The sequence below is a fragment of the Phormidium sp. FACHB-1136 genome, from assembly GCF_014697375.1.
GTDB lineage: Bacteria > Cyanobacteriota > Cyanobacteriia > Phormidesmidales > Phormidesmidaceae > Nodosilinea.
Window position 1 is genome coordinate 1 of record NZ_JACJRS010000062.1, and the last position, 15,001, is coordinate 15,001.

Sequence of the window (15,001 nt, forward strand, 5' to 3'; positions counted from 1 at the left end):
AAGGCATTCCGTTCAAGGATGGATACCGGATGGATGACAACCCCGATGTGACCCAGATGCAGGACGCCGCCTAGATCCTAGCCATACACCAGATTTGACAATATCTCTTCAAAACACGGTTAATCATATGGAGAGTTTCAATCCCTGAGAGGGCTTGGAGTTGGTTGGAACAATTTCGGCGGGCCAGTCTGGACGAAATGCAGTCAGTTTCAATCCCTGAGAGGGCTTGGAGTTGGTTGGAACACCAAGTCTAGACGGGCGATCCAACGAGTCTCTAGTTTCAATCCCTGAGAGGGCTTGGAGTTGGTTGGAACTTGAGAGGCGACCTTCTGAGATAGGTTTATGCCGTGTTTCAATCCCTGAGAGGGCTTGGAGTTGGTTGGAACGCTGCATTACTTCACCTCCAACGCAGGGACGACAGTTTCAATCCCTGAGAGGGCTTGGAGTTGGTTGGAACGCGCCCCCCAACCCAGACCCCAAGGGGATGTAGTAGTTTCAATCCCTGAGAGGGCTTGGAGTTGGTTGGAACACAGCTTGAGTACCCGTTCTGCTTCCGAGTGAGTAGGTTTCAATCCCTGAGAGGGCTTGGAGTTGGTTGGAACACCTGGTGTGCAGGTGTTTTACAAAATAACAACCCGTTTCAATCCCTGAGAGGGCTTGGAGTTGGTTGGAACCATACCGCTTTGACGTAATCCAGGCCATTACTGGGGTTTCAATCCCTGAGAGGGCTTGGAGTTGGTTGGAACTATTGAAAGCGCTTGCTATCCACACAGATAGACCCGTTTCAATCCCTGAGAGGGCTTGGAGTTGGTTGGAACGTGGGCTGGCTCGGTTTTTGCGGTCGATGCGCCCGTTTCAATCCCTGAGAGGGCTTGGAGTTGGTTGGAACTGTCCCAGGGTCTATCAATTTTGGTTTTTCTGTAGGTTTCAATCCCTGAGAGGGCTTGGAGTTGGTTGGAACGGATACCCGTCAAGCCATGCCCAAAAGAAAGCTCAAGTTTCAATCCCTGAGAGGGCTTGGAGTTGGTTGGAACGGTGGATGGAGGGGCTAGAACTGGTGTAGACAAAGTGTTTCAATCCCTGAGAGGGCTTGGAGTTGGTTGGAACCGCTTGCGCAATCACCGCCAACATCGAAGCCCACTGTTTCAATCCCTGAGAGGGCTTGGAGTTGGTTGGAACCCACTGACGGTCTAGGGCATCCATCGACCGCACCAGTTTCAATCCCTGAGAGGGCTTGGAGTTGGTTGGAACTCTACAGACTTATCGTAAATCCTCACCATCTTGTCTGTTTCAATCCCTGAGAGGGCTTGGAGTTGGTTGGAACTGTAGTCGCGTTAAAAATGGCTCAGGCGTGATTTGGTTTCAATCCCTGAGAGGGCTTGGAGTTGGTTGGAACCAGTCAAAGGAAATTTCTAGCCCAAGTTGGGAATTTGTTTCAATCCCTGAGAGGGCTTGGAGTTGGTTGGAACGTCCTGGACACCCTGAGCCGGATTCGGGACGCCGCTGTTTCAATCCCTGAGAGGGCTTGGAGTTGGTTGGAACAAGTTCCCCTCTCAGCAGTTGGCCCAGCTCTATCTAGTTTCAATCCCTGAGAGGGCTTGGAGTTGGTTGGAACGTGAAGACCGGATCACCGTGATCAGAACTCTCTACGTTTCAATCCCTGAGAGGGCTTGGAGTTGGTTGGAACGTCGCAGGAAATTTCTAGGGCAGGCTGGGAATCTGTTTCAATCCCTGAGAGGGCTTGGAGTTGGTTGGAACGATTATCCCAATAGCAGCGACAACCACGTTGCGACGTTTCAATCCCTGAGAGGGCTTGGAGTTGGTTGGAACCCCACTCCCCCTCCTGTCGCAGTATCGAGCGAGGGGTTTCAATCCCTGAGAGGGCTTGGAGTTGGTTGGAACCGAACGAAGTCAGAACGCTTTTTGTCTCCGGGATGTTTCAATCCCTGAGAGGGCTTGGAGTTGGTTGGAACGGAGAGATGCAATGCTTATTGCAATGCACACTCATTGTTTCAATCCCTGAGAGGGCTTGGAGTTGGTTGGAACCCCACCTTGAAGAGCAGCCATTCAGCCGTTCTTTCGTTTCAATCCCTGAGAGGGCTTGGAGTTGGTTGGAACGCCCATTTTCATCTTGCGGTCGAAGCGCACCTCAAGTTTCAATCCCTGAGAGGGCTTGGAGTTGGTTGGAACTCCAGGATGGCTTTAGGCACCTTGGCGTCCTTCGTGTTTCAATCCCTGAGAGGGCTTGGAGTTGGTTGGAACGCCCGTGCTGGCCAGTGGGTTTGATCATGTGCCCGTTTCAATCCCTGAGAGGGCTTGGAGTTGGTTGGAACAACGGCCCGTCAAATCCTGGAAGAAGGGCATATTGTTTCAATCCCTGAGAGGGCTTGGAGTTGGTTGGAACAGAGTGCTTTTGCCGCTCCCTTGCGGCCCATAAATCGTTTCAATCCCTGAGAGGGCTTGGAGTTGGTTGGAACCCCCTACCCCCTCCTGTCGCAGTATCGGAGAGAGAGGTTTCAATCCCTGAGAGGGCTTGGAGTTGGTTGGAACTTGGTTTTTCCGTCGAACCCTCACCAGGAAGCCAGTTTCAATCCCTGAGAGGGCTTGGAGTTGGTTGGAACTGCGGGGTGCGACTCGGATAAGTGTATGATGCCTGGTTTCAATCCCTGAGAGGGCTTGGAGTTGGTTGGAACGAAATTCGCAACCTCATCGCACCCTTGGCCAAAGGTTTCAATCCCTGAGAGGGCTTGGAGTTGGTTGGAACCTTTGATGGCCAATTTACCCAGAGCGGCGATACCGTTTCAATCCCTGAGAGGGCTTGGAGTTGGTTGGAACCCCTGGCCCCTACGAAGTACCACGCGATGTTTTTGTTTCAATCCCTGAGAGGGCTTGGAGTTGGTTGGAACCCCTTGTAGCGCTTGTAGGGAATCCGACTGGGGACGTTTCAATCCCTGAGAGGGCTTGGAGTTGGTTGGAACTGAGGGGATTTCCTCATCCTCATCTCCTGGGCCAGTTTCAATCCCTGAGAGGGCTTGGAGTTGGTTGGAACCGCAAGCCCGTCCGGGTGCAGAACACTGGGGGGTTGTTTCAATCCCTGAGAGGGCTTGGAGTTGGTTGGAACAGTTATTGGTGGTTTTGGGGCCGGACAAGATAAACGTTTCAATCCCTGAGAGGGCTTGGAGTTGGTTGGAACAAAGCGGGCACCCGTGGGCACTGTGGAAAATTCCGTTTCAATCCCTGAGAGGGCTTGGAGTTGGTTGGAACCAGCTACCGAAGACGATCCACCCAGACGCAACAAGTTTCAATCCCTGAGAGGGCTTGGAGTTGGTTGGAACGGCCCCCCAGAATGAACCACCACCCCCACCCCCAGTTTCAATCCCTGAGAGGGCTTGGAGTTGGTTGGAACGAGAGATGCAATGCTTATTGCAATGCACATTCATTGTTTCAATCCCTGAGAGGGCTTGGAGTTGGTTGGAACGCCGGGGCTGGTTTGTGGTCGCTGTTGGATGCGGCCGTTTCAATCCCTGAGAGGGCTTGGAGTTGGTTGGAACGGCCGTGATCGCCGTCGGGCGCATCGACCGCAAAGTTTCAATCCCTGAGAGGGCTTGGAGTTGGTTGGAACCACGGCGGAGCCTACGCCAGCACCCGCACCAACAGCGTTTCAATCCCTGAGAGGGCTTGGAGTTGGTTGGAACTAGATAGGCTCCCATCCCCTATCTGACTTTTTCCGTTTCAATCCCTGAGAGGGCTTGGAGTTGGTTGGAACCGCTGGGATATGGGATATGGGACAAATGGTTTAAAGTTTCAATCCCTGAGAGGGCTTGGAGTTGGTTGGAACTAGAGCTGCTACAGCCTGCCATTGCTGGCCAGATTGTTTCAATCCCTGAGAGGGCTTGGAGTTGGTTGGAACATCTTGGCCCCAATTCCAACCAGGCCAAAGGTTAGGTTTCAATCCCTGAGAGGGCTTGGAGTTGGTTGGAACCCACTATCGAGTGTTTTACCAGGGCCAGTTGCCCGTTTCAATCCCTGAGAGGGCTTGGAGTTGGTTGGAACCAAACAACACGCTCAAAAGGTATTGCAAATACTAGTTTCAATCCCTGAGAGGGCTTGGAGTTGGTTGGAACGTTCTGGGCCACCGTCGCGCAGTTGGTAGCGGTGCCGTTTCAATCCCTGAGAGGGCTTGGAGTTGGTTGGAACTCAACGCCGGGATCGGGGTGGTGGCAAACGTGGTGGTTTCAATCCCTGAGAGGGCTTGGAGTTGGTTGGAACCCGAGTTTCAACGCCTAGAGGCCGAGGCTAAGCGTTTCAATCCCTGAGAGGGCTTGGAGTTGGTTGGAACGCGGCGGTGCCACCATCCACAGCGGCACCAGTAGCCACGTTTCAATCCCTGAGAGGGCTTGGAGTTGGTTGGAACAAGGCACGGGCGACGGCGGCGATCAGTGTCTTACGGTTTCAATCCCTGAGAGGGCTTGGAGTTGGTTGGAACGTTTCTGCCCTGGTGCCACGGTACTCGCCCCAATCAGTTTCAATCCCTGAGAGGGCTTGGAGTTGGTTGGAACTGCTCTCCAGGTCGGTGATCGTCCAGCGGTCAGAGGCAGTTTCAATCCCTGAGAGGGCTTGGAGTTGGTTGGAACATCTACAACTAGCAACAACCAGCAACAATACATAAGTTTCAATCCCTGAGAGGGCTTGGAGTTGGTTGGAACCGCTCTACCCTGAGTGGGCAACGGCCTGGGACTTGAACGTTTCAATCCCTGAGAGGGCTTGGAGTTGGTTGGAACCTAGAGATGCCCAACGAGGGCCGCGCCGAATGGAAGTTTCAATCCCTGAGAGGGCTTGGAGTTGGTTGGAACAGAGTTGTGGGGGTGGCGCAAAATAGCCAAGCTGGTTTCAATCCCTGAGAGGGCTTGGAGTTGGTTGGAACGGGTTGAGGGTAAGCGCTGCTTTGATTGGGAAACCGGTTTCAATCCCTGAGAGGGCTTGGAGTTGGTTGGAACTTGGAGGTGAATCAAATGAGTTCGATCATTAAAATTGTTTCAATCCCTGAGAGGGCTTGGAGTTGGTTGGAACTAAGCGCCCTGAGAATTTGATTGTGATGTATGCCGTTTCAATCCCTGAGAGGGCTTGGAGTTGGTTGGAACCGGACATTTCCCGCAAGGTTAAGCGGATTCTAGAAGTTTCAATCCCTGAGAGGGCTTGGAGTTGGTTGGAACTCGCCCGAATGAGCTTGTCATTGTTGTAGCCGATGTTTCAATCCCTGAGAGGGCTTGGAGTTGGTTGGAACAAGTACTTAGTCAGGTTACTATCCAGGTTGATGCGTTTCAATCCCTGAGAGGGCTTGGAGTTGGTTGGAACGGCCTTTGACCTCGGTAGCAATGCAGGCGGGCCGCTGTTTCAATCCCTGAGAGGGCTTGGAGTTGGTTGGAACCGTCCCCGTAGCCCAGCCCCGGCAGCGCCATGCCGTTTCAATCCCTGAGAGGGCTTGGAGTTGGTTGGAACATATGGCGAATACTTTCCTGTAGGCTTGAGGAAAACTGTTTCAATCCCTGAGAGGGCTTGGAGTTGGTTGGAACCCTCCCCACGGCATAGCCCCGTTCAGTTTCCCAATCAAGTTTCAATCCCTGAGAGGGCTTGGAGTTGGTTGGAACCCTGTGCGGTTGCATTTGTACTCTGGCTCGAACCGTGGTTTCAATCCCTGAGAGGGCTTGGAGTTGGTTGGAACGACCCAACCCAACCCCTCACCGCTACGGTTTATCTGTTTCAATCCCTGAGAGGGCTTGGAGTTGGTTGGAACCAACTTATGGCGGGCGATCTTGCCTTCTAGCCTTGTTTCAATCCCTGAGAGGGCTTGGAGTTGGTTGGAACCATGACCCTACCCCCAACCCTGTACTATTTGGCAGTTTCAATCCCTGAGAGGGCTTGGAGTTGGTTGGAACCAGCATCAAGGAACTAGTCAAGGGTACAGCAATTGTTTCAATCCCTGAGAGGGCTTGGAGTTGGTTGGAACAGGCGTTAGCCACAAGTCGCCATGGCCATAGCGGTGTTTCAATCCCTGAGAGGGCTTGGAGTTGGTTGGAACAGGGGCGCGAATCATGGCCTACTATGCACGGCTCCGTTTCAATCCCTGAGAGGGCTTGGAGTTGGTTGGAACGGTTGGTTCGCCAGGGCTTAGGGCGGCAAGGACAGTTTCAATCCCTGAGAGGGCTTGGAGTTGGTTGGAACCAGAGTTGTGCTTGTTCCATTCGTTTGCATGGTTTGTTTCAATCCCTGAGAGGGCTTGGAGTTGGTTGGAACTATTTCAACAATCCCCACCGAATCGATCCCAGCAGAGTTTCAATCCCTGAGAGGGCTTGGAGTTGGTTGGAACGTACGTCCTTTTGAGTTTACCCCGTGCCGACCGTCGTTTCAATCCCTGAGAGGGCTTGGAGTTGGTTGGAACCAAGCTTTAGCCCCGCAGGTAAAGCCCTGCACTTTGTTTCAATCCCTGAGAGGGCTTGGAGTTGGTTGGAACCTAGGGACTCCCTCACCAATGCCCTAGAGTCGGCCTGTTTCAATCCCTGAGAGGGCTTGGAGTTGGTTGGAACCTAACTGCCTGCCCACCGAGCCAGACCATATTCCCGTTTCAATCCCTGAGAGGGCTTGGAGTTGGTTGGAACCCTAGGGCTGAATGTAGTGAGGTGCAAAGAGAAGGTTTCAATCCCTGAGAGGGCTTGGAGTTGGTTGGAACATCGATGCCCCTCGACGATAGTAGGCGGGGAAATTGTTTCAATCCCTGAGAGGGCTTGGAGTTGGTTGGAACTGAAAGCAAGGTTTCGGTTTAGGTCGTCAATGCCCGTTTCAATCCCTGAGAGGGCTTGGAGTTGGTTGGAACTCAGGGCGTGTGGAAGTGCCCCACCGTGGAAAAGGTTTCAATCCCTGAGAGGGCTTGGAGTTGGTTGGAACGTGTGATGCCTCAGAAGCAAGCGTGATGCTGCAAGCGTTTCAATCCCTGAGAGGGCTTGGAGTTGGTTGGAACGGTTACGACCAATTCCGTTGTTGAAGTTTCTGGCGCGTTTCAATCCCTGAGAGGGCTTGGAGTTGGTTGGAACAGGTCATTGGCGTTTACAAAATTAATCTGATTCTGGTTTCAATCCCTGAGAGGGCTTGGAGTTGGTTGGAACGATAGCGTTAGGTCTGAGGCCGGATGCCGCCCCAAGTTTCAATCCCTGAGAGGGCTTGGAGTTGGTTGGAACAACAATCCTGGGTGGATCGGCGTACTGAAGGGTGCCGTTTCAATCCCTGAGAGGGCTTGGAGTTGGTTGGAACCTCATCCAGTCTGGTTAGGGCGGTGGCTAGAGCCTCGCTGTTTCAATCCCTGAGAGGGCTTGGAGTTGGTTGGAACCCCCAGCACTCGAAGTCGCCCATTCGGGTATCGGTGTTTCAATCCCTGAGAGGGCTTGGAGTTGGTTGGAACCTCCAGGCGCTGGCCCCGGCCATTGAAACAGTGGTGTTTCAATCCCTGAGAGGGCTTGGAGTTGGTTGGAACCAGGTTGCAGGGGTAAGCGGTGGCCGTTGTACTCGTTTCAATCCCTGAGAGGGCTTGGAGTTGGTTGGAACTAGCGAAACGGCCTATTTTAGTTTCTGTTAGCTAAGTTTCAATCCCTGAGAGGGCTTGGAGTTGGTTGGAACCTCAGCAGGCGGTTTGGGCTAATGATTGTGCCCTAGTTTCAATCCCTGAGAGGGCTTGGAGTTGGTTGGAACCCTTGCACATTGGTCAGGGCCGACCGTGGGACATCGTGTTTCAATCCCTGAGAGGGCTTGGAGTTGGTTGGAACTTGAGAAGTGGATCGGAGGTATCGGCGCTCGATACGTTTCAATCCCTGAGAGGGCTTGGAGTTGGTTGGAACTTACGCCCTGGCTGATTCCTGGCCCTGCCCTTAGCACCAAGTTTCAATCCCTGAGAGGGCTTGGAGTTGGTTGGAACGGCCAGATCGTACAGAACGGCGTCGATCCCTTGCTGGTGGTTTCAATCCCTGAGAGGGCTTGGAGTTGGTTGGAACGATCAATTTACGTTGTTTGATTCGGATCACGTCCGTTTCAATCCCTGAGAGGGCTTGGAGTTGGTTGGAACCTGTGTCAACTAGAATTTAGTTTTAATTCAGGCTTGTTTCAATCCCTGAGAGGGCTTGGAGTTGGTTGGAACATGATTTGAAGGTCATGTTTCCCCCAGCCGTTTTCGTTTCAATCCCTGAGAGGGCTTGGAGTTGGTTGGAACGCCTTCTGGGGTGCTCTGAGCCACCATCCACCGCCGTTTCAATCCCTGAGAGGGCTTGGAGTTGGTTGGAACAACAAGATTGGCTCAACCAATACCACGGTGAACCTGTTTCAATCCCTGAGAGGGCTTGGAGTTGGTTGGAACCTGCCCAGCGGCGAACCGATCATGTCCATGCTCCTGTTTCAATCCCTGAGAGGGCTTGGAGTTGGTTGGAACGGCGGGCCTCTGAAAGCCTTATGATATTTAGCTTTCAAGGTTCCGTTGCGCGAACCCCTCCATCGTAGCATTACCACCGCCAAAAGTGGAGAACCGCCCCACAGGCATAGCGCTCCAAAAGCTTGTCGATAAAGGGATTGAGCCATTGCGCGGATCTGAAAAAGGATAGAAATCGTCCAACTCGGCTGATAGAGAGCGTTTTGGAGAACCGTTGAGACCTCCCCGATCAAACACCCACCCCCTCGCGGCAGCCCATCAGGCAAAAAACACCGTCTCATCCCGCACCTCCTCCCCACCAATGCGCTCCACCTTTTGCTGACAGCACTCACAGAGAAAATAAAACCGAATGCTATCGGTCTCAGGCTTAATCAGCTTATTCAGGCGATTTCGCAGCTTAGTATATTGTGTCGCCGTTAGGCTGCATTCAAACACACTAAACTGCATCCATTGGCCATAGGAAGAAAGGATTTTATGGATTTTTGTGCGACGTTTATCTTCAGAAATATCGTAGGTAATGACGACGTGCATAGAATTAGGGCATAGGGGGCAGGGGAGAGGGGACAGGGGTTTCTATTCTCCGTTACTTACGCTGACTACTTCAAAATCAGTGGCGGATACTGGTCAGTTTCCGTCATCAGATATTTTGCTAACAAACGAGCCTGAATTTCAAACGCCTCCTGGTAAGTACATTGACGACCCAAAACAGGATGCTTAAACTTAGACTGTTTCTTTTGTTCATAGAGCCTGAGAAACTTGCGGCGACCGTCATCCGTTAGCGAAACCGCATGGCTGAGCGGTTCACTCGAAAAATCATCGGGAGTCAGGGCTTTTCGATTAATCGCCGAAAGCACCATAGCATCCACCACCAAAGGCCGAAACTCCTCCATCAAATCGAGAGCCAAGGAAGGGCGACCATAGCGCTGGGTATGGAGATAGCCCAGGTAGGGATCAAAACCCACGATATTGATCGCCCCTTGCACATCGTGGGCCAGCAGAGCATAGCCAAAACTGAGCAGCGCATTCACCGGGTCAGTGGGGGGGCGACGGGTGCGCGTCGTAAAGCTAAAATCGTCATTACGAATCAGGCGGCCAAAGTGACCAAAATAGGCCGCACTTCCCGCCCCCTCCAGCCCACGCAACGCATCAATCACCGCCGTTTGGTTAATCGGATTAATGGCCTGCTCTAGGCGAGTAATGCCCGCGTCTAGGCCATCAATTCCTTCCCGCTGCGCCCGCATCAGCATCGTGCGATAGTTCTTTAGTTTGCCGCGAATAAACCCCTGCACCGCGTGAACCGAGCGCTCCGTTTCACCCGCCGCCTGCCACTGGGCCGACCGCACAAAAATGTTCTTATTTAGCTCAGGTTCTAGCCGTCCCAAAAAACGTCCTGTCCCCGTCATAAAACTAAGGGGGATCTTGCGTTCTAATAACTCCATCAAGGCCGCTGGAGACACCGTAGCTCGTCCTAAAACTACTACCCCATCCACCTTAATCAACGGCACATCCAGCAGCGTTTCCTTTTGAGCCCGCACTCGCAAACGTTCATCCGTTTTGCCAATAAACGCATCGTCGGTAGAAATGTAAACCGTTCCCATGGTGTTTGGTGGATAAGTGGATAAGTGATACCGAATCCAAGGCAGAAAAACTCGATTCCCAGCCCGAAAAGCCCTAGGGGTGAGGTCTCCTCACCCACCCCTATTCCCGATATCGCCCGACCTTTTCCGCCGCCTGGGGCAAACATTGGCGATAGAGGCTACAGCCGCGACAGCGTTTCGTATAAATCGGTTTGGGCATAGTTCCGGTTTGAAAGAGCGTTTGGACGGCAGCAATGGTTGCCATGGCCTCTGCCCGTAATTCATCGGTGAGCATCACAGGCTGGCGTTGGTGGGATTGGGCATAGTAAACAAAGCCTTGGGGGATCGTTTTTCCGGTCATCTCTTCCAGGCAAAGGGCTTGGGCACAAACTTGGAGTTCGTCGTTGTCAAATTCGCCCCGGTGGCCGCGTTTGTACTCGATGGGGTAAAGCTGACCGTCCGATTCTTCAACCAAATCCGCCTTGCCAATCAGGCCGTAGCGGTCATTTTTCAGCCAAATGGCCCGCACCTGCCAGGTGTCTTCTCGGTGGTTGCTGCCCAGGGTATGAACCCGATCATGCAAACCCGTCCCTTCTAGGGTGTACTGGTTGTCAGTAAACTCTCCCGCGCAAAACATTCGCCAACAGCGATGGGGACAGTAGGAATATTGGTTCAACGCGGCAATGGGGACATAATCAGCATCCATCATCGGTAGCCCTCCTCATGATTCATGCCTCTTCAACCGAAAGGCAACTCAACGAAACGACGAGTCATTCCCATGCCCATGGGCGTTTTTCTACCCACACCAGAATAAAGGGCAAAATCGGCTAAGGTATTGAGTTTTTTGATCGTGCTACTCTCAACATTGCCAAACATTTGATACGTCACTTTGCCGACACAGCCCATAAACCGATTCGCGACGTTGACCTTAGCCCCCGTATGGTGAAACTGGCTACGGGGATCTTGGACAATTTCGGTATGAATATCAAAAGCACTGGCCTGAAGAACATCAATGATATCGGCGGAAAATTCTAGGTCACTATAATAATTCCAGCGACGCAGTAAACTTCCAAACACGCTGGCTGGAGTTGGCAGAGCCGAGTCATACTTGCCCTGACGAAAGGCCGTTGGTGTATAAAACTGAAGCGTTAGTTTACGGTCATGATCGGAGGCTTGCTCATAGAGTTGCGGATAGTTGCAAAAGTTAGCCCAAGGCTGGGTACTTTGGGGCGTACCAAGAATACTGGTGATATGAAGATCCGCAGGGCCAAGGTGCCAGGGTTGGTTAGGGTTTAGGTTCAGCCAAAGCTGGCTAAGCTGGCCAAATAGACGATCATCCAACAGCGAAATACGCCACCAGCAGGGGGTGGAGGGTGGAATTGGGTGGGCATAGTGATAGGTGAGGTGAGCGGTGGCCGACGACGGGCGATCCACCCTGCCCTGTACCCGATTCCCGGCTCCCTGTCCCCTGTCCCCCACCACTTGCAACGGGCTCAGGGTAAAGGCTTTATTGCCCTCGTTGGCATGGAGTTGATTTCCCATGGCCTTGTCCACAGAACTAACCAAGCTCAGGAAAAGCGCATGGAGGTGTTTCCCAGTGGTAAAACCAGGGGGAATGGGCGAAGCAGGGACAAGGTTGAGGACAAGACTATGGGGCATGGTGGCTTGAAGTTTTGAACGTTAATTCGGAAGCTGATGTGGTAAAGTCAGCGAGGTTTCGTCGCAGAACTTCTAGCGAAGAAGCTGCTAGGAAAACAGCAGTCAAAACGCAGGAGATTTTTGGGCTAGAGTTTAGCAGCCATGCCAGTCTTCCTCCGCGATATGGTTGTAGCTGTGGAGATAAATAACAGGTGTCAGAGGTACCTCTGGCAAGGGATTGATCTGGTCATCGTTGGTGCCGTGGGCACCGTAATACCAAATCTGGTTAACATTAAGCTGAATGCTAACGGGCGTGATGGCTTGAATATCGTTGTAGCCGCCTTCGTACCCCCGCACGACAACGGGGGTATCTGGGGGATATTGCGAGAGGGCTTCGATCAGTTCTTTTGCAGTCATGGCTAATTGCTAAATCGGTACATCATTTGAGCAGGTAGCTTGAGAGATTCGTCTAGTCCTTCAAAGGTGTAGTATTCCCCAACCATACGCACATTACGAATGAGACTGACAGGGGGTATGTTGATAGTGTCGTAACTCAATACCTGGTTGGTGAACATCACATCCAAAGGATTCAGTGGATAAGGAAATAGGAATTCCTTGGCCGAGTTACGTTTTGGAGTGGGTAGCTCCTTCACAATTAACTCGGCTTTACTCATCCATTTCCCTAGCCGAACCCAACGAGGAAGTGTAAGCAAGTCTTGAGCAATCATAAAGAACTCAAACTGACTTTCAGGGGCTATTTCCTTAGCTCGACCAAAGCTAGGAATATTTTTCTGAGTTTTCTGCATCTCAACGTGGTAGCGGTTGTCGGCGTATTTCCAGGTGTTGAGCACAGCCGAATGACGGACGGCCCTAGCCGGGGTGACGTAAATACCCTGTTGATTGAGCGGCGTGAGATGGGCCTCATACATCGGTACTTGCTCTGCACAGAAGTAGCGGTATGCCGTCTCTTCTGAGACAGTCGTGGCATACTTGTCACTATCTACTAGGCCCAAGGCATAGCAAAGCGCATAGTTATGCAAAATGGCTTCAGTCTCGTAAAGCCGCCCAATTTCTCGCGTAGCATAGTAGAGACTGTCGTGTAGTTCTAATATACACCGATAGACATGGGGCATAGCTCTAGGCTCCAGCTTTAGCGGCTTTTTTCTTGCCAATATGCTTCTCAGCATAGGCTTTGGCTTCTTGATTAGCCTGATCTAAAATTGAGCGGATCCCCGTTTCGCTGGCCGTTAGTGTTTTTACTTCCGCCAGTAGAGATTGGAAATTGTCGCCAATGAAGTCAGTATGCACAATAAATTCCTCATCCATGAGCGATTGAATTGCAGTCTTAGCCGCAGTAGTCACATCATCTTCATCTAGAGGATCAGGAGCTTTTAGGGTGCCATTAGCTTTCATTTGATCATAGATGGCTTGAGTCCAGCGCAGGTTGCTCACAATCTCACCATCAGCAAACACAACCCCGATTAGCTCGTTACGAACTCGCCCCGTTCGTGTAGTTTGTGCGCCATAGTGGCGAGTCCGCAGAATATTGTTACAGACGTAAAGAAAGCTAGCTTCAGTAGGATCTTTAAGCGTCACGATACTAGGAAAGAAAACCTGGGGACGGATGTGGTCTTGCTGATTGATACGACTAGTCACCTCACCGGGCTTCCCCCCCTTTTCCCCTTTGGACGCCATAGTGCCATTTTCAAAGGGAGCGTTTAGGGTAAAGGTTTCGTGGGATTCATCAAAGGCCGTGATTGAGAAGGCTGTATCTACGACCACTTTAGATTTTTCAGAGCCAGAATCGCCAATGGCAAAGCCGTAGATGATGCAGTCGGGGTTATCCATACCAAATTCGACGTTGTATTCGCACTCTTCTGGTTTTACAAAGCCGTAGGTGCGGAGTAGTTCACGTCCAACTAGGCGTTCTGGGGTGGACTGCTTGCGCTTGAACATGGATAGGCGGCTGATGGTGTTTTTATCCTCTACCCCGGCCCGGACGCGGGCTTTGTTGAGTTCACCATCGGTTTGAAAGAGGGGGTACGACTCGGTGACACGCACGGTCAAAAAGTGAGCGTACTTACCCATGGGTTTGTAGGGAATCTGGGAGTGGAAGAATTTGGAATCGACAGATTTTAGCAGAGCCATGGTTTTTCTCCAAGGAATGAGGTTGGTGGTTGATGGAACAAAAATGTCTAGGATTAGGAGTCGCAGCCTTCGAGGTAGGGATGTAATGGCCTTCCTCTAGACTACTGCTGGCTGATTGACCAGACTTGATTTAAGACACCAAAGCATGAACTAGGATTCGCATTAAGGCTTCTAGATCATCGGGAACTCGGTAGCTATCAAACCCTTGATCGATATGCTTATTTCTGCGATCAAGCAGACCAAATTCCCAAATTTTTCCAGTAGTTATGGCTCCTAAAATAAAATTCGTAGGATTATTAGATTCCCATTGATCTAGGGCAATGAGTTGAGCCGCTAACTGAGTAAAACCAAAATCCAGATCTTCTTTTTTGGCTTCGATAATTAACAACTGACTTTGTTGCTGAAGAAAATAGTCTAAATAGCCTTGAAGCTGCTCTGTAACTTTGATGGAATACTCTATCCTCACTTCGGCTTTGGTGTAATGAATCAGGTCTAAGATGATTGGGGAAACCAAAATCTCTCGACGAGCTGTTTCAGTAGATAGGTTAACGTAGGGCAACGTCTCTTCGATACGATTTTGTAGCTCACAAATTCGATCTAGTTCACCTTGGTATTGTGGCAAGTTTAGGCGCTTGCGGGTAAGGGTATAGCCAAATTCTTCAGCTAGGTCTTGGGCAATTAATTTGAGCTCAAAGATTTTGCTAAATGTATAAGAACCTGTGGGTTCTAGGAGTTTCATGATTCTTCCTCCGAAACAGTAGATTTTGAATTCTTCGCTTCACTATGTTCCTGATTTTCTTTGTCTTGCTCTAGGCGATAGAGAAATTCACAGGTATCTCGAATAAGGTTGATCTGACGACCCGCTAATCGAGCGCGATCACCTGCAAAGGCATTCTCAAACACATCGACTACAAAATAGCGGGCAAAATCGAGTACAAGTTGACGTTCCTTACTAGGATCTCGTAGGGCTTTCAAGGTCTTAAGTTGATGCCAAGATAAGCTCCAATCATCGGGTAGCTGAACACCATCGGGTACTTGCTCAGCGGGAGCCGAGTAGACAGGTTTTAGGTGAACTGAATACATGACCTTATCTATCCCAAAATTTGATCGACCGTGAACTGAGCATCCGCAAATGCCTGAAAACTCAGCCTATCTCCCCGCCGAAACCTGA

9 protein-coding genes and 1 CRISPR repeat array are annotated in these 15,001 nt (G+C 51.3%); all 9 genes read right to left on the reverse strand.

Annotation, left to right across the window (positions count from 1 at the left end):
* The first annotated feature begins 134 nt into the window (after positions 1-134).
* Positions 135-8,470: a CRISPR direct-repeat array (repeat unit 37 nt; unit sequence GTTTCAATCCCTGAGAGGGCTTGGAGTTGGTTGGAAC).
* A 255-nt stretch (positions 8,471-8,725) separates the two neighbouring features.
* The 9 genes from cas2 to H6G62_RS27955 all read right to left on the reverse strand — a co-directional run bounded on the left by cas2 (position 8,726) and on the right by H6G62_RS27955 (position 14,913).
* Positions 8,726-8,998 (reverse strand): CRISPR-associated endonuclease Cas2, encoded by a 273-nt coding sequence (gene cas2 / locus H6G62_RS17305; protein WP_190497391.1) that lies wholly within the window; start codon positions 8,996-8,998, stop codon positions 8,726-8,728.
* 65 nt (positions 8,999-9,063) lie between these two features.
* Positions 9,064-10,065: a type I-D CRISPR-associated endonuclease Cas1d gene (gene cas1d, locus H6G62_RS17310; protein WP_190497393.1), complete on the reverse strand. Its 1,002-nt coding sequence runs from the start codon at positions 10,063-10,065 to the stop codon at positions 9,064-9,066.
* Between the two features lie 100 nt (positions 10,066-10,165).
* Positions 10,166-10,753, reverse strand: coding sequence for a CRISPR-associated protein Cas4 (gene cas4 / locus H6G62_RS17315; protein ID WP_190497395.1), 588 nt, complete (start codon positions 10,751-10,753; stop codon positions 10,166-10,168).
* 29 nt (positions 10,754-10,782) lie between these two features.
* Positions 10,783-11,703, reverse strand: a complete 921-nt coding sequence (gene cas6, locus H6G62_RS17320) for a CRISPR-associated endoribonuclease Cas6 (protein ID WP_190497397.1) — start codon at positions 11,701-11,703, stop codon at positions 10,783-10,785.
* A gap of 132 nt (positions 11,704-11,835) precedes the next feature.
* Entirely contained in the window at positions 11,836-12,099 is a 264-nt protein-coding gene (locus H6G62_RS17325) for a hypothetical protein (protein WP_190497399.1), read from the reverse strand.
* 2 nt (positions 12,100-12,101) lie between these two features.
* Positions 12,102-12,815 (reverse strand): type I-D CRISPR-associated protein Cas5/Csc1, encoded by a 714-nt coding sequence (gene cas5d / locus H6G62_RS17330; RefSeq protein WP_190497401.1) that lies wholly within the window; start codon positions 12,813-12,815, stop codon positions 12,102-12,104.
* Between the two features lie 4 nt (positions 12,816-12,819).
* Positions 12,820-13,830, reverse strand: coding sequence for a type I-D CRISPR-associated protein Cas7/Csc2 (cas7d, locus tag H6G62_RS17335; protein ID WP_190497403.1), 1,011 nt, complete (start codon positions 13,828-13,830; stop codon positions 12,820-12,822).
* 130 nt (positions 13,831-13,960) lie between these two features.
* Positions 13,961-14,569 (reverse strand): hypothetical protein, encoded by a 609-nt coding sequence (locus tag H6G62_RS17340; RefSeq protein WP_190497405.1) that lies wholly within the window; start codon positions 14,567-14,569, stop codon positions 13,961-13,963.
* A complete protein-coding gene (locus H6G62_RS27955) occupies positions 14,566-14,913 on the reverse strand; it encodes a hypothetical protein (RefSeq protein WP_242052140.1) in 348 nt (115 codons plus the stop codon). Before H6G62_RS27955 ends, H6G62_RS17340 begins: the two co-directional genes overlap by 4 nt.
* Positions 14,914-15,001: the final 88 nt, after the last annotated feature.

Bases quoted from the DNA above. Each gene is read 5' to 3' on its own strand.
- cas2 (WP_190497391.1), bottom strand. From the start codon at position 8,998: ATGCACGTCGTCATTACCTACGATATTTCTGAAGATAAACGTCGCACA.
- cas1d (WP_190497393.1), bottom strand. From the start codon at position 10,065: ATGGGAACGGTTTACATTTCTACCGACGATGCGTTTATTGGCAAAACG.
- cas4 (WP_190497395.1), bottom strand. From the start codon at position 10,753: ATGATGGATGCTGATTATGTCCCCATTGCCGCGTTGAACCAATATTCC.
- cas6 (WP_190497397.1), bottom strand. From the start codon at position 11,703: ATGCCCCATAGTCTTGTCCTCAACCTTGTCCCTGCTTCGCCCATTCCC.
- H6G62_RS17325 (WP_190497399.1), bottom strand. From the start codon at position 12,099: ATGACTGCAAAAGAACTGATCGAAGCCCTCTCGCAATATCCCCCAGAT.
- cas5d (WP_190497401.1), bottom strand. From the start codon at position 12,815: ATGCCCCATGTCTATCGGTGTATATTAGAACTACACGACAGTCTCTAC.
- cas7d (WP_190497403.1), bottom strand. From the start codon at position 13,830: ATGGCTCTGCTAAAATCTGTCGATTCCAAATTCTTCCACTCCCAGATT.
- H6G62_RS17340 (WP_190497405.1), bottom strand. From the start codon at position 14,569: ATGAAACTCCTAGAACCCACAGGTTCTTATACATTTAGCAAAATCTTT.
- H6G62_RS27955 (WP_242052140.1), bottom strand. From the start codon at position 14,913: ATGTATTCAGTTCACCTAAAACCTGTCTACTCGGCTCCCGCTGAGCAA.